General features: G+C 64.6%; 15 protein-coding genes. 8 read left to right on the top strand and 7 right to left on the bottom strand.

Translation table 11 applies throughout. The annotated features are described in order from the left end of the window. Positions 1-58: 58 nt before the first annotated feature. Genes GDR74_RS16190 through GDR74_RS16165 form a run of 6 tightly spaced genes read right to left on the bottom strand, consistent with a single transcriptional unit; the run spans position 59 to position 5,378 of the window. Positions 59-988 (bottom strand): glycoside hydrolase 5 family protein, encoded by a 930-nt coding sequence (locus tag GDR74_RS16190; protein ID WP_152587264.1) that lies wholly within the window; start codon positions 986-988, stop codon positions 59-61. Continuing rightward, positions 981-1,751 carry a TIGR04290 family methyltransferase gene (locus GDR74_RS16185; protein ID WP_152587263.1) on the bottom strand — a complete coding sequence of 257 codons (771 nt, stop codon included), beginning with the start codon at positions 1,749-1,751 and terminating at the stop codon, positions 981-983. Before GDR74_RS16185 ends, GDR74_RS16190 begins: the two co-directional genes overlap by 8 nt. Before the next feature lie 9 nt (positions 1,752-1,760). Continuing rightward, positions 1,761-2,573: a nucleotidyltransferase family protein gene (locus GDR74_RS16180; protein WP_152587262.1), complete on the bottom strand. Its 813-nt coding sequence runs from the start codon at positions 2,571-2,573 to the stop codon at positions 1,761-1,763. A gap of 1 nt (position 2,574) precedes the next feature. Beyond that, positions 2,575-3,684 carry a CgeB family protein gene (locus GDR74_RS16175; RefSeq protein ID WP_152587261.1) on the bottom strand — a complete coding sequence of 370 codons (1,110 nt, stop codon included), beginning with the start codon at positions 3,682-3,684 and terminating at the stop codon, positions 2,575-2,577. Continuing rightward, on the bottom strand, positions 3,681-4,280 hold the full coding sequence (locus GDR74_RS16170) for a histidine phosphatase family protein (RefSeq protein WP_152587260.1): 600 nt from the start codon (positions 4,278-4,280) through the stop codon (positions 3,681-3,683). The genes GDR74_RS16175 and GDR74_RS16170 overlap by 4 nt, the downstream gene beginning before the upstream one ends. A 15-nt stretch (positions 4,281-4,295) precedes the next feature. Beyond that, the gene (locus GDR74_RS16165) at positions 4,296-5,378 is read right to left on the bottom strand and encodes an inositol-3-phosphate synthase (protein WP_152587259.1); all 1,083 of its coding nucleotides are present in this window, start codon (positions 5,376-5,378) and stop codon (positions 4,296-4,298) included. A gap of 405 nt (positions 5,379-5,783) precedes the next feature. Here GDR74_RS16165 and GDR74_RS16160 point away from each other — a divergent pair, with 405 nt between their 5' ends. The 7 genes from GDR74_RS16160 to GDR74_RS16130 all read left to right on the top strand — a co-directional run bounded on the left by GDR74_RS16160 (position 5,784) and on the right by GDR74_RS16130 (position 13,633). Next, the gene (locus GDR74_RS16160) at positions 5,784-6,896 is read left to right on the top strand and encodes an NAD-dependent epimerase/dehydratase family protein (RefSeq protein WP_152587258.1); all 1,113 of its coding nucleotides are present in this window, start codon (positions 5,784-5,786) and stop codon (positions 6,894-6,896) included. Then, positions 6,893-8,008 (top strand): SDR family NAD(P)-dependent oxidoreductase, encoded by a 1,116-nt coding sequence (locus tag GDR74_RS16155; RefSeq protein ID WP_152587257.1) that lies wholly within the window; start codon positions 6,893-6,895, stop codon positions 8,006-8,008. Before GDR74_RS16160 ends, GDR74_RS16155 begins: the two co-directional genes overlap by 4 nt. An 85-nt stretch (positions 8,009-8,093) precedes the next feature. Further along, entirely contained in the window at positions 8,094-9,188 is a 1,095-nt protein-coding gene (locus GDR74_RS16150) for a glycosyltransferase family 4 protein (protein WP_246179678.1), read from the top strand. Further along, entirely contained in the window at positions 9,185-10,297 is a 1,113-nt protein-coding gene (locus tag GDR74_RS16145) for a CgeB family protein (RefSeq protein ID WP_152587255.1), read from the top strand. The genes GDR74_RS16150 and GDR74_RS16145 overlap by 4 nt, the downstream gene beginning before the upstream one ends. After that, on the top strand, positions 10,294-11,388 hold the full coding sequence (locus tag GDR74_RS16140) for a CgeB family protein (RefSeq protein ID WP_152587254.1): 1,095 nt from the start codon (positions 10,294-10,296) through the stop codon (positions 11,386-11,388). The genes GDR74_RS16145 and GDR74_RS16140 overlap by 4 nt, the downstream gene beginning before the upstream one ends. Continuing rightward, positions 11,385-12,494: a CgeB family protein gene (locus GDR74_RS16135; protein WP_152587253.1), complete on the top strand. Its 1,110-nt coding sequence runs from the start codon at positions 11,385-11,387 to the stop codon at positions 12,492-12,494. The genes GDR74_RS16140 and GDR74_RS16135 overlap by 4 nt, the downstream gene beginning before the upstream one ends. Before the next feature lie 116 nt (positions 12,495-12,610). Beyond that, positions 12,611-13,633, top strand: coding sequence for a UDP-glucuronic acid decarboxylase family protein (locus GDR74_RS16130; protein ID WP_152587252.1), 1,023 nt, complete (start codon positions 12,611-12,613; stop codon positions 13,631-13,633). A 144-nt stretch (positions 13,634-13,777) separates the two neighbouring features. Here GDR74_RS16130 and GDR74_RS16125 read toward each other — a convergent pair whose 3' ends face one another. Next, on the bottom strand, positions 13,778-14,356 hold the full coding sequence (locus GDR74_RS16125; RefSeq protein ID WP_152587251.1) for a DUF1003 domain-containing protein: 579 nt from the start codon (positions 14,354-14,356) through the stop codon (positions 13,778-13,780). Positions 14,357-14,816: 460 nt separating this feature from the next. Between GDR74_RS16125 and GDR74_RS16120 the strand changes: the two genes are divergently transcribed. Continuing rightward, positions 14,817-18,716, top strand: a complete 3,900-nt coding sequence (locus GDR74_RS16120) for a cadherin domain-containing protein (protein WP_194164561.1) — start codon at positions 14,817-14,819, stop codon at positions 18,714-18,716. Positions 18,717-19,088 lie beyond the last annotated feature (372 nt).

Raw genomic sequence — 19,088 nt, 5'->3', positions numbered from 1 at the left:
GCCCGTTCAGCAATGTCGACGAAGCCGGCTCTCTCCAGCCGGCGGGACGTGAGTGCCATCAGAGCGCCTCGAGGAGTTTCGCCTCGGGCGCGACGGCGCCCTTGCCCGCGTAGCGGCGGATCATGGAGGCGCAGAACTCGGCAAACTCCTCCTTCACCAGGGGCGCGCTGGTGTGGTGAGGCGCGATTCCCCTGTGCTCGGGCGTGAAGCAGAAGGTCACCGTCACGTCGAAATCCGCGAGCGCTTCCATCTGCCGGTCGAACCACGCGAGGGCGTTGGGACGAAAGCTGTCGGCCCAGGACAGCCCGGTACGGAGATACTTGACACCCAGCCGCTTCATCCACGCCACGGCGTCGTCGAGCCGATGGTCCTCGAAATGGAACCACTGGCAGAGACCCATTTCGGGGGTGTACTTCGCGAACTCCTCCAGGGCGGGCTTCGGGGTTCCGTCCTCGCGGAGAAGGCCCATGTAGAAATGCCGGTAGTAGGAGGAGCCTTCGGCCTCGCGGTGACGGGTCGTCGCCTCCCAGGCGCGAGGGAGATCGTACAGGCTGTACCAGTGGATCTTCGGCACCTCGCCGATCAGCAGCTCGGCGGTCCGGTTCAGGCCCCAGACCTGAACCTCCTCGGCGCCGAAGGTCGAGATGCCGACCTCGGACACCCAGATGGGAAGGTTCGTCACCGCACGGATCTCGTCGATCTTGGCCGGCCACTCGTGGATCTGCCAGAGATTCCAGTCCAAGGGAAAGCCGTGCACGGCCACCACGTCCACGTGGTCGAGCACGCCGCGCGCAGCAAGGTTCCGGATGAAGGCCGGGTCGATGGGCGAAATGCCGCCGAGGACCCTCGGCAGGGTCGGATGTTCCGCCCTGATGGCTTGGCCCGCCGCAATCGCCATCTCTGAAAAGAGCCTCCAATCGGGGTCGATCTCGGGATCCCAGTGAGATTTGTTGTTGGGCTCGTTCCAGATCATCGCAGCTTCAATCATGAGAGGCTCCTTTGGCCGGATAAACCGCTCCCGCGCCAGGCGGGGCCGAAACGCACCGGCAGATGTAAACTTCCGCTTCGGGGTGACTCAGAATGGCGAACCCGGCGCTGCGGAGCATGGCCTCGACGCAGGCCGCGTTCGGGGCCCACCAGTTGGTGGGATCGTCCGCATAGCGATGCTCGATGAAGTGCATCTTCGGATAGCGGGCGTCGTCGAAATGATCGGTCTGCCAGAAGCTGTAGTTCTCCTCGACGGGGAATACCTCCTGGGATCCGCGCTGCATCGACTGGAAGACGAGGAGATCCTTCGCGACATGCTCATGGATCAGGTCGAGAGCCAGGAGAGGATGCCGCAGATGGTAGAGGACGCCCATGAAGAGGACCACGTCGAACTTCTCTCCCAGGGACCCGACGTCGTAGACGGAAAGCTTGCGGAATTCGATGTCGTGTCCCGTCTGCTGCGCGGCGAAGCGGGCCTGCTCCAGGTAAGTCTCGTCGAAATCGATGCCCAGGACGCGGCTGGCGCCGCGTTTCTTCATCTCGATGGAATAGAACCCGCCGTTGCATCCGATGTCGAGGACCGACTTTCCGCTGAGATCCTGCGGGATCGAGTCGGCGAACCTGTTCCACTTCACGGCGGGATAGTTCCCCAGGAAGTGGTCGGGAGCCGTCCATACGCCGTTCAGCTCGATGTTGTGGAACCAGGGGCCGAGAGCCTCGGCGCGGCGGCGGATTTCGTCCTGGGGCAGGTCGGCAACGGTCATGGCAAGAATTCACTCCCTGTTGGCATCGTGAAGGCCCTGCGTGGGCCGGCCCGAAGGCCAGCCGAGGCCGACCCGCGCGCCGGCCACATCGTCCTGTTCGGCGGCCTGGCTCAGCAGGCCGATGGCGGACCGGTATCCGTGAAGCGTGCCCACATCCACATAGGCGCGGCCGGCCTTCACGCCGTATGCCGTTCCTCCCCCGGCGAGGTACGCGTTGACGAGGGTTCCGAAATATTCGTCCTGGCAGCTCCGCGAGGTCCAGAGGCGCCGCAGCTCCTCGAGAATGCGGCCGGACATCTTGAATGCCCCCCAGATCCATCGGGAACTCGCATCCTGGCGCTTCACCTCGATCTCCCGCACGCTGCCGTTCTCGTCGAGCACCACCGCATCGAAGAACTCGGGATGATCGACCGGAAAAAGGAGAAAGGACAGGATCGATGGCGGCAGCTCTGCAAGCGCCCGCTCCGGGAACCATACGGTGTCGGGCAAGCCGACGATCACGTCCTCGTTCGGCTGGATCAACGGCGAGGCACGGAAGATCGCGTCGCAGAGGCCGCTGGCTTCGGGCTGGACGACATAGGCGATCCAGGCGTCTCCATAGCTCGCCCCATAATATTCCATGATGTCGGCCTTCCCCGGCGAGATGACGAAGCAGATCTTCGTCGCTCCCCCATGGATCATGCGCTCCACCAGGTATTCGCTGACCGCGCATGGGCGTTCCACGCCTCGGTCCAGGCGGCTTCCGACAGGGAGAAGCTCCTTCGAGAAGGCCAGGGGCTGGATGCGGCTGCCGATCCCTGCCGCCGGGACGATTCCCCACATTTCAGGTCTCCATTGCCGCCGTTCCCAGCGCGTCCGCAGGTTCCGGATCAGCCAGGCTCTCGATGAGCCGCTCGAATTCCTGGGCGCGACAGGTGGAAGTGTGCTCCGCGAGAACGCGCTCGCGACCGGCCCTCCGGATCCGCTCGAGTTCCGCGTCGCTCAGATCGAGGGCAGAAACGGCCTCTTCCGTTGTCGCCGCAAGCAGGATTTCCCGCCCCGGTTCGAAGAACCTGTCGATGCCGTCCCACATGTCCGAAAGGATCGCCGTCCCGCAGGCCGCAGCCTCGAAGAGGCGCCCGGAGGGGCACCAGCCCATCTCCGCCATGGCCGTCCGCGTGACGTTGAGGGTCAGGCGCGACGAGGAGAAGAAGGCCGGATGCTCGGACGGCGGCAGGTGCCGGCTGAAGTAAATGTTCGGGCGCCAGGGAAAATCCTGCGGATACTGCGCACCGCCGATGAGGAAGCGCCGATCGGGGCGGGCGCCCGCCGCGGCGATGAAGAGGCGCTGCAGCATGAGCTGCCTGTCCTCCGCATAGGTTCCGAGATAGGACAGGTCGGCAGCGTAGTGCGCCACGGGCGGGACGGGGCGATGAACTTCCGGGTCCGCATGCCCGTAGAGGGGCGCAACCCGGCGCGCTCCCAGCCGGGTCCGCAGCCGGTCCAGAGCCGCACCGCCCGTGTAGCTCAACACGAGGTCGAAGTCCTTGAGGCCTCTCGGGCCGATATAGGAGGTATTCTCTCCCGCCGCGAGACGGGACAGGGTGACGGGCGTGTCGAGATCGTAGAACACCTTCCAGGGGCGCGAAGCCTCGATCAGAAGATCCGTCGCGTCAATCCCGTCCGGACAATAGGATGTCGCCATGGCGACGTCGGCATCTGCGATCTCCCGCCTCGCGTCCTGCGCCACACCCTTCCAGTCGGGATACAGAACGAGCCTGCCGCCGGGAATCTCCGTCAGGTCCCGGTTCGCCCCATAGTAGGGGACGTCTCGCTCGAAGAAGACGATGGTATGCCCGCGCCTCGTCAGGGCGCGGCAGAGTCCCCGCCAGAGCGTGGCATGGCCGTTGCCCCATGACGAGGAGATGGTAAGGCCGAAGATCACGATCTTCATAGGGCGGTCACCTCGTTCAGGTGGAGAAGCTTCGCGCCCCAGTCTCCAACGACGATCGTGCTGATGGAGGCCGGCGAGATCTCGATCCTGTCATGGGCGTCGACAGAGAGGCCGAGGTGATAGAGCAGGGCGGCCTTGATGACGTCCGCATGGCTGACGAGCGCCACGGTGCCGCCGGAATGGGCCTGACGGAGCCGTTCCATCGCCTCGACGATACGGGCCTGCACTTCGAGCATGGTCTCGCCGGATGGGGGGCGCGCGACGCTGCGCGCGCGATTCCATACATGCCAGAGCGGGTTGCCCTCCAGCGCATCGAAGCGCTGTCCCGCCCAGGCTCCGACGTCGATTTCGGAGATCCGCTCATCGACGACGAGGGAGACCCCCAGCGCGTCCGCGATGGGGCGCGCCGTCTCCGACGCACGCTCCACGGGACTCGTGTAAACGGAGACGATGGGTTCCCGCGACAGTCTTTGCGCGAGCGCTTCGGCCTGACGCCTTCCTCCGTCGCTCAGGGCGACGCCCGGCATGCGGCCGCACAGGACATCGCCGACCTGGTCGTGAGCTGCATGGCGGATCAGAAAGAACGTCGTCGTCATGGCAGGGTCCGAGGCTCAGTCGTCGTCGCCGTCGATGAAGCGAATAGTCCTTTCCCGCGCCTCGTTGTCGGTGAACTGCTCGGGCGGCGACTTCATGAAATAGCTCGATGGGCCGATGAGCGCGCCGCCGATCTTGCGGTCCATCGCAAGCTTCGCACAGCGCACGGCATCGATGACGATACCGGCCGAGTTCGGGGAGTCCCACACCTCAAGCTTCAGCTCGAGGTTGAGAGGGACGCCGCCGAAGGTGGTGCCCTCGAGGCGGATATAAGCCCACTTGCGGTCGGTCAGCCAGGGAACATGGTCGCTCGGCCCCACATGGATGTCGTCGGCAGGGAGAGGGATCTCGAGCTGGCTCGACACGGCCTGCGTCTTGGAAATCTTCTTGGACTCCAGGCGCTCCCGTTCGAGCATGTTCTGGAAGTCGGTGTTGCCGCCGAAGTTGAGCTGGTAGGTGCGGTCGAGCCTGACCCCACGTTCGCGGAAGAGATTGGCGAGGACCCGGTGAACGATGGTCGCGCCGACTTGGCTCTTGATGTCGTCTCCGACGATGGGAAGACCCCTCTCCTCGAAGCGCTTGCGCCAGTCGGGATGGGAGGCGATGAAGACCGGGATGCAGTTCACGAAGGCGCATCCCGCTTCGAGCGCCTGCTCCGCATACCACTCCGTCGCCTTCTGGGAGCCGACCGGCAGGTAGGAGACGAGCACGTCGGTGCGGGACTGGCGGAGGATTTCGGCTACGTCGGCCGGTTCGTCCTCCGACTCCTCCACGACGTCGCGCAGGTACTTTCCAAGTCCGTCGAGGGTTTTCCCGCGGCGGACCGTGACGCCCGTGGACGGCACGGAACTGAAACGCTGCGTGTTGTTGGGCCGTGCGAAGATCGCCTCCGAGACATCGCGGCCGACTTTGGAGGCACTGATGTCGAAGGCGGCGGCGATCTCGATGTCGCTCACATGGTAGCCCCCGAGTTCCACATTCATGAGGCCGGGAACCGGCTCGTTGTTTCGAGCGTCCCGGTAATAGGTCAAGCCCTGAACGAAGGAGGATGCGCAATTGCCAACCCCGACGATCCCAACGCGGACCTTGCGCGAGCCCATGACGAACCTCTCCCCTGCGAGCCCGGGCAACGCAGCCCGCCGCATAGGACGCCAGCGCCCTTCGGCAGCCGGGACGTGCCGGGCTGGACCTCCCAAAGCTTGGCCGTCAACGCGCGACGGGAGTGGTTGTTCCGCCTCCGAATCTCCTTCTGAGACTCTTGTCTTTGCTTCTGGGCGCCTAAACTACCAAGGCAGGAACAAAGATGATCCTCCGGCGTTTGACGGTAAGGCCAAGCTTTAGGGGCGGTCGTGGCGCATGCGTTCTCGCCTTGCGCTGCACGGTCGTTTGCCTCCGATCCGAAGCGAGCGGACCTTCGTCTGCCCGGTCCGCCCGTTTCGGCGGGAGTGCGCTTGGTTCTGCCTAGCGCAACGGCGCCCGCGCCTGAACATGTTCGGAGACATGCTGTGACAGATACGATCCTTATTACCGGCGGCGCAGGTTTCATCGGCCGGCACGTTGCACGTGCCTGTCTCGAACGGGGGCATAAGGTGAGGGTCCTCGACAGCCTCATCGAACAGGTCCATGGCGACAAGACGGAGGCGGACGGGCTCGATCCGGAGGTGGAGGTCGTCGTCGGCGATGTGCGGGACGAGGCCGCGCTTCTTCGGGCGCTGAAGGGAGCGACCAAGGTCGTTCACCTCGCGGCGGAAGTCGGCGTCGGACAGAGCATGTATGCCGTCGATCGATATGTTTCCGTCAACGACTACGGCACCGCCGTTCTTTTCCAGCAGCTGATCGACAATCCCGTCCGGCGCGTGGTCGTCGCATCCTCCATGAGCATCTATGGCGAGGGTCTGTACCGCGACGTGGACGGAAACGTCCACGAGGACGCGGTTCGAGCTCCCCGCGCGAGCGAGCGCGATCCGTGGGATCCCACGGATGCGCAAGGCAGGCCGCTCGTTCCGGTGCCGACGCCGGAGTGGAAGCGGCCGGCACTCGCCTCCGTCTACGCATTGTCGAAATACGTTCAGGAGCGCCTGACGCTCACGCTTGCCCCGGCATACGGCATGGAAGGCGTCGCTCTGCGGCTCTGGAATGTCTACGGCCCGGGCCAGGCGCTGTCCAACCCTTATACGGGCGTTCTCGCCATCTTTGCGTCGCGCCTGCATAACGGGCAGCCGCCGATGATCTTCGAGGACGGACGTCAGCGGCGGGATTTCGTACACGTGGAGGACGTCGCGCAGGCCTTCGTACTGGCGCTCGAACACGAGAAGGCGCCGGGCGGCGTCTTCAATGTCGGTAGCGGCCAGGACAGGACGGTCAGCGAGGTCGCCGAGCTGCTCGGTCAGGCGATGGGTCGGCCGATCGCGCCGGAGATCACGGGGAAGGCGCGGGTTGGCGACATCCGGCACTGCATCGCCGATATCTCGAAGATCCGGCAGGAGCTCGGGTACGCCCCGCGCCGGGATTTCTCGGAAGGGCTGGCGGAGCTCGCCGAATGGGTGGCCAAGCAGGAGGCCAAGGATCTCGTTCAGGAGGCGCGCAAGGAGCTCGAAGCGCGGGGGCTCGTGGCATGACGAAGGATGGAAGTGCAGCGTCTCCCGCGATTCCGCGCCGACGCCCGGTTCTCATCACGGGAGGGGCGGGGTTCATCGGTTCCAACCTGGCGGACCGTTTCGCAAGCGAAGGGTATGATGTGCTCGTGTATGACGCCCTTGCGCGGCCTGGCGTCGACGCGAATCTGGTCTGGTTGAAGAAAAGGCACCCGGCGAGGATCTCCGCAGTCACCGCGGACGTGCGGGACGAGGCTGCCGCGGCAGAGGCGGCGAAGGACGCGCAGGCCGTCTTCCATATGGCAGCGCAGGTTGCAGTGACGACGAGCCTCGTTTCGCCCAGGGAAGACTTCGACATCAATGTCCGCGGCACGCTGAACCTGCTCGATGCCCTGCGCAAGCGCACCGAGCCCGTTCCTCTCATCTTCGCCTCCACCAACAAGGTTTATGGCGATCTTGCCGATATCGCCCTCGAGAAGGAGGGGGATGCCTATGTTCCCCTGGATCCGGACATCAGGAGCACGGGGATCGGCGAAAGGCGACCGCTCGATTTTCACACGCCCTACGGGTGCTCGAAAGGGGCCGCGGACCAGTACGTCCTCGACTACGCACGCTCGTTCGGGGTGCCGACCTGCGTGCTGCGGATGAGCTGCATCTATGGACAGCGGCAGATGGGCACGGAGGATCAGGGCTGGGTCGCCCATTTCCTCATCCAGGCCCTCAAGGGCGAGCCGATCTCGATCTACGGCGACGGATGTCAGGTGCGGGACGTGCTGGACATCTCCGACGCCGTGCAGGCCTATGCCGCGGCCTGGAAGAAGATCGGCAGCATTCGGGGGCGGGCCTTCAATCTCGGTGGCGGACCTGAGAACGCCATCAGTCTGAAGCAACTCGTCGCTCACATCGAGACGCTGATCGGCCGCCCCGTGGAGACAAACTACTCCGACTGGCGAGCGGGCGATCAGCGCTATTACGTGTCGGATACGCGCCTGGCTGCGCGCACGCTCGATCTCAAGAAGCCGGTTCCATGGCGCCAGGGAGTCGGCGCCTTGGCTCAATGGCTCTCCGAGGAGAGAGGTCTCTCCCTCGCACCGAGAGAAGCCATCTTCTCTCAAGCGGCCGAGGCCGTGTCATGATTCAGGCGCAGAACCTCCCCGGCTCGAGCCGCAGCCTGTTTCCGGATACGCAGAGATGAGCCGGGACCGTACACCGAGGATCCTGATGACGGCCGACGCCGTCGGCGGGGTCTGGCAATATGCCCTGGACCTGTCCGCCGGCCTTTGCAGGAAGGGTGCGCAGGTGGTTCTGGCCGTGCTCGGCCCGGATCCCTCGCCCGCGCAGAAATCCGCGGCAGAGGCCGCCGGCGTCGACCTCATCGCGACGGGGCTGCCTCTGGACTGGATTGCGCAGGACGCAGCCGAGGTCGAGGCGGCCGGGCGAGCGGTGGCGGAGCTTGCCGGTCGGACAGGGGCGGATATCGTCCATCTCAACAACCCGGCGCTCGCCGCGTCCGCCGACTTCGCGGCGCCTATCGTCTCCATATGCCATTCCTGCGTGGCGACCTGGTGGCGCTCGGTTCGTGGGGGAGCGCTCCCCGAGGAATTCGTCTGGCGAACCGAACTCGTCCGGCGGGGTTATGCGGCTTCCGCTCTGCTCCTTGCGCCAACTAAGGCCTTTGCCCTTGCGACGCAGGAGACCTATGGACTTTCAGGCCCGCCGCGCGTCGTCCGGAACGGACGTCGTCCCGCGCAGGTCGAGGGCAGCCCGACTGCGGATCCCTTCGTCTTCACGGCTGGCCGGCTGTGGGACGAGGGAAAGAACTTTTCCGTCCTGGACCGTGCCGCGGCCCGGCTGTCCATCCCCGTTATCGCCGCCGGTGCATTGGAAGGTCCGAACGGCGCGCGTGTAGAGGCCTCCCATGCACGCGTGCTCGGGAGCGTGACCGATGACGAGGTGGCGCGTCACCTGGGCCTGCAGCCGATCTTTGCGTCCGCAGCGCTTTATGAACCTTTCGGCCTTGCCGTCCTTGAGGCTGCGCAGGCCGGCTGTGCGCTCGTTCTTTCGGACATTCCAACCTTCCGGGAGCTGTGGGGAGAGGCGGCCGAGTTCGTGCCGCCCGACGATCCGGAGGCTTTTGCAAAGGTCGTCGAGGAGCTTGCCGGGGACGAGGAACGCCGCCGCCGCATGGGAGAGGCGGCGAAGGCTCGATCCCGGGCCTATAGCGTAGATGCGATGTGTGCCGGCGTGATGACGGCTTACGGCGATCTGCTGTCAACGGGCATCGCCCGGATTCGCGTCGAGGATGCTGCCGCATGAAGTTCGTGTATTTCACCCATTCGCTCGCATCCTGCTGGAATCATGGCAACGCGCATTTCCTGCGCGGAGTTCTGCGTGAGCTGTCGCATCGCGGGCACGCCGTCGAAGCCTTCGAGCCAGCCGAGGCCTGGAGCCTCCAGAATCTCCTCAAGGATCATGGGGAGGCTGGGCTTCGGGCCTATCGCGAACTTTATCCGGAACTGTCGTCGCGCACCTTCGCGCCGGATCTCGATCTCTCTGCGGCGCTTCAGGAGGCTGACGTCGTCATCGTTCACGAGTGGAACGAGCCTTGGCTCGTCGCCGCAATCGGAAGGCTCCGCAGGCAAGGCGCGCCGTTCACTCTTCTTTTCCACGATACGCACCATCGGGCCGTCAGCGATCCCAACGCCATCCGGCAGTTCGATCTGAATGGCTATGACGGGGTTCTCGCCTTCGGGGAGGCTTTGGCCCGCGTCTATCGCCGCTGGGGTTGGGGAGATCGCGTCCATGTCTGGCATGAGGCCGCGGATACGCGCCTGTTCCGCCCACCCGAGGTGGAGGAGGGGCGCAAAGGGCTCGTCTGGATCGGGAACTGGGGCGACGACGAGCGGAGCGCGGAACTGGAGAGCTTCCTCTTCCGTCCGGCCGCGACCGTAGGATTGCCGCTCGACGTCTATGGCGTCCGCTACCCCGATCATGCGCTGGAGACCCTCTCCCGCTATGGAGCGATGTACCGGGGATGGCTGCCCAACGCACGGGCGCCGGAGATCTTCTCCCGTCATCTCGCGACCGTCCATGTGCCGCGCCGCTTCTACGTGGACATGCTGCCCGGCATCCCGACGATTCGGGTCTTCGAGGCGCTGGCCTGCGGAATCCCGCTTGTCTCCGCTCCATGGGACGATGCGGAAGGCCTGTTCCGGCCCGGAACCGATTACCTGGTCGCGGGCAGCGAGGCGGAGATGGTCCACCATCTCGAGGCTATCCGTAACGACGAGGGCCTCAGACGGTCTCTCGTCGCAAGCGGTCTGGAAACCATCCGCAGCAGGCACTCCTGCGCCCATCGCGTCGATGAACTACTCGCCATTCTGGCCAATCACGGCGCCAGCGCGCCCATGGAGATGACAGCATGAAGATCGCCTTCTACGGTTCCAGCCTTCTGTCGTCGTACTGGAACGGCGCCGCCACCTATTATCGCGGTCTTCTGAGCGACCTGGCACGCAGGGGGTACGACGTCACCTTCTACGAGCCCGACGCGTTCGACCGGCAGCAGCACCGGGACATCGACCCTCCGGAGTGGGCGAAGGTGAAGGTTTATCCTGCCACGGAGGAGGCGCTGCGCAGCGTGATCGCCGAAGCGGGACGCGCCGATGTGGTGGTGAAGGCGTCCGGCGTCGGAGTGTTCGACGACGAGCTGCTCGAAGGCGTGATTGCGGCCTCCCGTCCGGACGCCATTCGGATCTTCTGGGACGTGGATGCGCCGGCAACGCTGAGCGAGCTCCGCCAGAACCCCGGCCATGCGCTGCATCGGGCGATGCCGTCCCTCGACCTCGTCCTCACCTATGGCGGCGGCCCGCCTGTCGTGGAGGCTTACGAGGGCTTCGGTGCGCGGCGCTGCGTGCCGATCTACAACGCGCTCGATCCTTCGACCCACCATCCGGTCCCGCCCGACGGCCGCTTCGAGGCCGATCTCTCGTTCCTCGGCAACAGGCTCCCGGACCGCGAGGCGCGGGTCGAGCAGTTCTTCCTGGAGCCCGCGGCCCGCCTTCCTCAGCGCCGGTTCCTGATCGGCGGCAACGGCTGGGAGACGAAGGCGATGCCGCAGAACGTGCGCCATATCGGGCACGTCTATACACGGGACCACAATGCGTTCAACACGAGTCCGCTCGCCGTGCTCAACATCGCGCGCGACTCGATGGCCAGCACCGGCTTTTCGCCTGCGACCCGTGTCTTCGAGGCCGCCGGAGCGGGAGCCTGCCTGATCACCGACGCCTGGATCGGCCTGGAGCTGTTCCTGAAGGAGGGGGAGGAGGTCCTCGTCGCCCGTGACGGCAAGGATGTCGCGGAGCACGTGGAGGCGCTCACGCCGCAACGGGCCAAGACGATCGGCGAGGCCGCCCGGGCCCGCATCCTCGCGGAGCACACCTATTCCCGGCGCGGCGCCGAGGTCGATGCCATCCTGCGGCAAGAGGCTGCGCAGAAGCGTGAAAGGAGCGTCGCTTGAGCAATCTCCGAATCGTCGTTCTCGGCCTCAGCCTGTCCTCCTCCTGGGGAAACGGGCATGCCACGACCTTTAGATCTCTGCTCAAGGCAATGGCGGGGAAGGGGCATGACATTCTTTTCCTCGAGCGCGATGTTCCCTGGTATGCCGCTCACCGCGACCTCAGCGATCCGGACTTCTGCCGCCTTGCCTTCTACCACGATCTCGAAGATCTCACACGGTTCGCGCGGGAGGTCGCGTCCGCCGACGCGGTGATCGTCGGCTCCTACGTGCCGGAAGGCGTCGCGGTGGGGCGCTGGGCTCAGCGGACGGCGGAAGGGGCCGTTGCATTCTACGACATCGACACGCCCGTCACGCTCGCAAAGCTGGAACGCGGCGACTACGAATACCTCTCGCCGGAGCTCATCCCGGACTACGACATCTATTTTTCCTTCACGGGCGGCCCCACTCTGGATCGTCTCATGAAGACGTACGGAGCCCCGGCGGCTCGGGCGCTCTACTGCTCGGTGGACCCGGAGGCCTACCCGGTCCTCGATCGGCCGCACAAGTGGGATCTGAGCTATCTCGGAACCTACAGTCCGGACCGGCAGCCGACGCTGGAACGGTTGCTGGTCGAGGCGGCAAGGCGTGCGCCTCATTTGCGCTTCGCCGTTGCCGGTCCGCAGTATCCGGCCGACATCGCGTGGCCGGAAAACGTCACCCGTATCGAGCATGTCCCGCCGCGGGAGCATCCAGCCTTCTATTCGCAGAGCCGCTTTACCCTCAACGTGACACGCGAGGACATGATACGTTCAGGGTACAGTCCGAGCGTCCGCCTGTTCGAAGCGGCCGCATGCGCTACGCCGATCATTTCCGACTGCTGGGAGGGGATCGAGACGTTCTTCGTCCCCGGTCAGGAGATCGTCATCGCGAACGATGCGGACCAAGTCGTCGAAGTTCTGGAGCGATGGCCTGAAGAGCGGGCGCGGGCGCTCGGCAAGGCTGCGCGCGACAGAGTTCTTGCAGCGCATACCGCTTCGCACCGCGCGGAAACGCTGGAGCGTGAGATCCGCGCCGCAAGCCAAAGGCAGCGGGCGATGTCCCGTTTTGCGATGAAGGTCGGAGCCTGAGGCCATGAAAAGATTCTGATGAAGACATTGAACGAACGCCAAGCCTCGGCGTTTGACACGCATGAGGCTGGCACGCCTTGCGCCTCCGCGTACCGGTTGAGAAGGAGATCGTCTTCATGAAAAATGGCAAGAGCAAGCTCGTCCTCGTTGCGGGCGGTGCCGGATTTCTGGGATCTCATCTGTGCGATGCTCTTCTGAGCGAGGGAGCTCATGTCGTTGCATTGGACAACCTCCTCACAGGCCGAAAGCAGAATCTCCGCCATCTCGAGCGCGAACCCCGGTTCGAGTTTGTGGACGGGGACATCATCAAGACGCTGCCCGCTCGCATCCGCTCGAAGCGCATGAAGTTCGATCAGATCTTCAATCTCGCCTGTGCGGCCTCGCCCCCGCATTATCAGGCCGATCCCGAGCATACGTTGCTGACGAGCGTCGTCGGCACGCACAATCTCTTGACTCTTGCGGAGGATATCGGCGCGCGGTTCTTCCTGGCCTCGACCAGCGAGATCTATGGCGATCCGGAGGTGCACCCCCAGCGGGAAAGCTACTGGGGTCACGTCAATCCTACCGGACCTCGCGCCTGCTACGATGAGGGCAAGCGTGCCGCGGAAACGCTGACGTTCGACTTCAAGCGGTCGGGGCGAGCGGATGTGAGGATCGCCCGGATCTTCAATACCTATGGGCCGCGGATGCGGGCGGATGACGGGCGCGTCGTGTCGAACGTCATCTGCCAGGCTCTGGCAGGAGACGATATCACCATCTATGGAGATGGGAGCCAGACACGGTCCTTTTGCTACGTTTCGGATCTCATCGAAGGATTCCTGAAGCTCATGGCCTATGAAGGGCCGTTCACGGGCGCGGTCAATCTCGGGAATCCTGTCGAGCTCACCGTCGCCGATCTCGCCCGCCGCGTGCTCGCCATGACCGGCTCTGCGTCTCGGATCGTGACCCGCCCCTTGCCTGTCGACGATCCGCGCCGCCGTCGGCCGGACATCACGCTGGCGAAGCAACTGCTGAACTGGTCTCCGCGAACCTCCCTGGAGGTCGGCCTGAAGGAGACGGTCGCCTGGTTCTCGAAAGAGCAGGAGACCGCACAGCAGAATCGTGCGCCGGAGCTCGCGATCGTCGCTCCTGCGGAGTAGGGCATCTTCTCAGCCGATGCCTTAACCTGATCGCTCCTCAAGGGGCCGGCGTGCGAGGGTTGGTCTGACGCACCTTTCTGCACTGCGGCCAGGACAGGCGCCTCGGCCTGCCTGCGGGTCCCGGCGCGGGAGGCCGCGGGCGTCTCAGCTCGGTTTCGGCTTCGTTTCCTCGATCTCGTCGAGGACCGCCTCCGGTGCGATGTCCTGCTGGATCTCGTGCAATTCCTCGTCGACCTCAGTCCTGACGCCCAGTTTCTGGGCGATGGCGGAGACGAGAGTCGCGAGTTTCGTAATCTCGTGCTCCGCGAGGAGACTGATCTGAAGATCGAGGTCCGCCCTCCGGTCGGCTGCCGCGGCCATGCGGTTCTGGCTGATCAGGACGAAGGTGGAGAGGAAGATCGATTCGACCGAGGCGACCATCGCGAGGATGACGAACGACGGATCCCAGGCTTGGATGCCGGGTATCCAGTCCAGGTTCGCAGCGACCCAGAAGCCGAATACGGCGAGGTGCAGGTAAACGAAAGGCATGCTGCCGGTGAACCGCGTGATCGCGTCCGCGAGGCGGTCCTGGAGCGTGGCTTTCGCCTCCTCCTGCTTCTGCCGCTGGCTCAGGGTCCGGATATTGCGCTCGAGCACCGAGCTGAGCCCGGGGGGCTGAGGCGGGGGTGTCGTGGGGCCTCGCTCCTGCGCCCGGTCGGCATCGCTTCCGTTCTGCTCCGCCATGGGTATCCCGTGCATGTCCCGTGTCGGCGGAGAACGGAAGACGGTCCGGGAGGTTCCAGCTCCGCAGGCATCCGATCTGAAGGGGGGGAGGCGCGGAAGCCCTCCTGATGATCCGTGACAGGGAGGAGGCTCTTTCCGATAGGCCGAGGGAAAGTGTTCCTATTCTCTCGTCGCCAGGGGATGCTGCACGTACCGAGGCCATATTCCTATGACGGGGCCTTCCCATCTGCACAGGTTGGCCGTCCGTTCATTAGCCGGGAGGCATCGCGGCCGCTTTTGGATGGAGCGCCAGGTTCGCAGGGAGGCGTGCGGCCCTGCCCATTCCTATTGCCTGCGACCTTGACCGGAACGGTCCCTGACTTTGCAAATTTGCAATTTTTAACCCATCCCTGATGCATATCCATGCATCTTAAAAATGCTATAACATTAAAATAATGGCACAGCTTCTAGAGGAATGATCATGGCGGTCGTTTATTTTTCCGGTACGGACACGTTCGAGCAATATGTTGGTTCCGGCGACCATCTGATCGTGACCGCCTCGGGCTCCATCGAAAGCACGATGGATTTCGGAGTGACATCGACCGACTTCCCCTTCGATGTAGCGGCATCCATCTACGGGTTCGTCTCCGGACAGGTGACCGGCGTCCGCCTTGGCGGCACCGGAAGCAGGATCTTCGTGGGCACGACGGGCGTGGTCCAAGGGGAGGTAAGCGGAATCTTCTTCAGCACCGGGAGGGTCGTCAACCAGGGCCAGGTTCAGGGGGGGCAGCAGGGAGTCTTTGTCGATTATACCGACTCGAGCATCGCCAACACGGGAACGATTTCCGGAAGAGTCGGGATCAAGGGGGACGAGAACTTCGCGACCCGAACCCAGATCTCGAATTCCGGAACGATCACCGCCATCACCTATGGAATTCTGCTCCCCAGCGACAGCCAGGTGACGAACAGCGGGACGATCGAGGCGCTCGGAGGTACGGGAAGCATCGGCGTGGCTCTGGCGACGAAAACGGCATCGGTGGCGTCGTTCTCCAATTCCGGTACGGTTCTCGCCGATATCGCCGTTGAGGGCGGCGCCGGCCGCGATACGGTCCGCAATACCGGCCAGCTTCTGGGGCGCGTCTCGCTTCTCGACGGCAACGACCTTTATGACGGACGTGGGGGGACGGTCGGCGGACCGGTCGATCTTGGCAGCGGCGACGATACGGCGCAGGGAGGCGACGGGGTCGAGACATTCCTGGGCGGGGACGGGGACGATCTGATCCTCGGCGGCGGGGGAGGCGATCGTCTCGACGGCGGCGCGGGTCGCGACACCCTGGACGGCGGTGCTGGAGACGACCGCATGAGCGGCGGCGACGGCGACGATACCTACCTGGTCGACAGCGAAGGCGACATCGTGGCGGAGAGCGCCGGCGAGGGAGCCGACACGGTTCGCACCTCGATTTCCTATGCGCTGACCGACCAAGTGGAGAACCTTGTCCTGATCGGAGCCGACAATCTTGCCGGAACGGGCAATGCCTTGTCCAACATCGTCGTCGGCAACGGCGGTAGCAACACCCTGGACGGCGGAGCCGGAGCGGACGAGCTGAGAGGAGGCCTCGGCAACGATACCTACATCGTCGACGATGCCGGCGATCTCGTGGTGGAGAGCGCCGACGAGGGGACCGATACGGTCCGTGCCTCGATCAGTTCTGTCCTGGCCGCCCATGTCGAGAACCTCGTCCTCACGGGTAGCGACGATCTCACAGGAACGGGCAACGGCCTGACCAACGTCATCGTCGGTAACGGAGGCAGCAATACCCTGGACGGTGGCGCAGGCGCGGATGAGCTCCAGGGCGGCGCGGGCGACGACCTTTATATCGTCGACCATTCAGGGGATCTGGTCGTCGAGAATGCCGGCGACGGCGTCGACATGGTCAGGGCCTCGGTTTCGTACGCTCTCGCAGCGAATATCGAGAACCTCGTCCTGACGGGCGGCGCCGATATCCGCGGCACCGGCAACGATGCGGACAATGTGATCGTCGGCAATGCCGGCAACAACACCTTGGACGGTGGCTCCGGGGCCGACGAGCTTCGTGGCGGCGCGGGCAACGATACCTACATCGTCGACGATGCGGGCGATCTCGTCGTCGAGAATGCCGACGAGGGAACGGATACGGTCCGGGCTTCGATCGGCTACGTCCTGGGCGCCGAGGTCGAGAACCTGACTCTCGTCGGGACCGGCAATCTCGGCGGCACCGGGAATGCCTTGAACAATGTCCTGATCGGCAATGACGGCAGCAACGCCCTTCAGGGCGGGCAGGGCGACGATACGCTGGATGGCGGGGCGGGCGACAACGTCGCCGTCTTTTCCGGGCAGAAGTCGGACTACATCATCGCCCGGAACGGCGACGGCAGCTGGACGGTCGCCGACAAGCGTTTCGGGCACGATGGCACCGACCAGCTGCGAAACATCCAGACCCTTCGTTTCAGCGATGGAACGATCTCGCTGGCGACCCAGCCTGCCGATCCGGCTCCGGTCCCGCCCGAGGTGTCGGGCGGAACGGCGTTCATCGACGAGAATGCGCGGCCTCATGCGACGGTTGCAAGCGTGCGGCCGGTGGGCACTGTCGGCAATGGGGTGACCTATGCGCTGACATCCAATCCCGGCGGGAAGTTTGCCATCGATGCCACGACGGGCCTCGTCACTCTCCTGGGGCCCGTGAACTATGAAGCGGCTGCGGAGGACGATCCGCACCTTCAGGTCGAGAATGCCGGAACGCCGCTGGAAAGAAAGTTCTACACCCTCAAGGTCACGGCGACCGACACTGCCTCCGGTCTGACCTCGGGCGAGAAGACGCTCGTGGTTTACGTGAACGACATCAACGAGGCGCCCACGCAGTTGGCGTTCGCCGACGGCACGCGCAAGGCGACCATCACGGCTGACGCGCAGGACGGCGCGGTGGTCGGGGATCTCACGGCCGTCGATCCGGAGGGAGACGACGGCCTCGTCTTCGCCTTCGACACGAGCGGCAATGGCGGCTCGAGCGGAAGCGGCAATGCGGGAGGGCGCTTCAAGATCGAAGACGGGAAGCTGAAGGTCGCCGCCCTCACGAACATCTCCAAGACCGAAACCTACACGGTCACGATCAAGGTCTCCGACCGGAACGGGGAGGCGGGGTCCGCATCGACCTACAAGGACTTTCTGATCACGGTGAACCCTGTCGCCGCGGTCAACCATGCGCCGACGGATGTCGGCTTCAGCGAAGCGCAGACGATCAAGGCGGCAGTGACGGGGGCCGGGGCGAATGTCGTGCTGGCGACGGCGGTCGATCCCGATACCGCGCCCGAGTTCCGCAACAACCGGTACAAGTTCGCCGATACCGGCGGGGCGACGGATGCGAGCGGCCTGTTCCGGATCGACGAGAGGACGGGGCAGATCACGACGACGCGAGGCGTCGAGGCGGGGGATGCCGGACAAAAGACGCTTCAGGTGGTGGCCTATGACGGCTCTCTCGAGAGCCCGGCGAAGCCGTACACCTTCACCATCGCGGCCGCCGATGCGCCCGTGAACAGGGCGCCGGAAGGCCTCGCCCTTTCCAATGCCGTCGTCCGCGAGCTTGCCGAGGCGGGAGCCATCGTCGGAACCTTGAGCGCGGTGGACAGGGACGGCGATGCCCTGACCTACACCCTCGTCGGCGACGGCGCCGAAGGCCGCTTCGCGATCCAGGGCAACACGATCGTCGTGGCGAATCCCTATAAGCTCGATTACGAGCAGGCCGTATCGCACCAGATCGCCGTCCTAGCATCCGACGGCAAGGGCGGCAGCCAGCTGCAGAGCTTCGCGATCCACATCGCCGATTGGACGCCCGAATTCACCGCCGGTTCCGGCGCGGACGACGTCTTCAAGGGCGGTGCCGGAAACGACGTTCTGCGCGGGAACCTCGGCAACGACTCGCTGCATGGCGCCGCCGGCAGGGACAGGCTCTTCGGGGATGCCGGGATCGACAGGATCTTCGGCGGCCTCGGGAACGACAGCCTCACCGGCGGGAGCGGGCGGGATGTCTTCGTCTTCGATACCCGGCCCGGCAAAGCCAACCTCGACCGCATTTTCGACTACAGCGCGAAGGACGACAGCGTCTGGCTCGACAATGCGGTCTTCAAGAAGCTCGGCAAGGGGTCTGCGATCAAGCCTGGCAAGCTCAACAAGAACTTCTTCACCGTTGGCGACAAGGCGAAGGACGCGAACGACTACCTGATCTACGATCGCGCCAAGAAGACCTTGTATTACGACTCCGACGGCAACGGTGCCGCCAAGGCGGTCGCGATCTTCACGACGGCGAAGGCGATCAAGTTCTCGGCCGGCGAATTCTTCGTCGTCTAATGCATTTTCAGGGAAGGCGGGAACCGGCATTCGCTGCCGCGGCCCTCCGGATCCGTCCGAGAATGCGGCGAACCAAGGACCTTGGAGCGGAGTGCGATTCCATCGAAGCGCACTCCGCTCGAGGCTTTCCGCTGAGGATCCCGTTCTTTGCCAAGGAATGCAGTCTCCGTGCCGTAGAGGAGCCGGTCAGGTCGGGACCGGCTTCAACCCGTCTGCCGCGATCTGGATGAAGGCTCAGGGCAGGGGCCGCGGCGATGGTTTCTCGATCCTCCAAGTGATCCTGGAGCGCGGTCCGGCCGAGGAGGATTCTCCGCCGCCGCCCTCGGAAGCATTGGAATGTCTATCGGATATGCAACCAATAGCAATGTAGAT

It is taken from the genome of Microvirga thermotolerans (genome assembly GCF_009363855.1).
GTDB lineage: Bacteria > Pseudomonadota > Alphaproteobacteria > Rhizobiales > Beijerinckiaceae > Microvirga > Microvirga thermotolerans.
The sequence above is the reverse complement of the archived record's forward strand: the minus strand, read 5'-3'. Positions and strand labels throughout refer to the sequence as shown.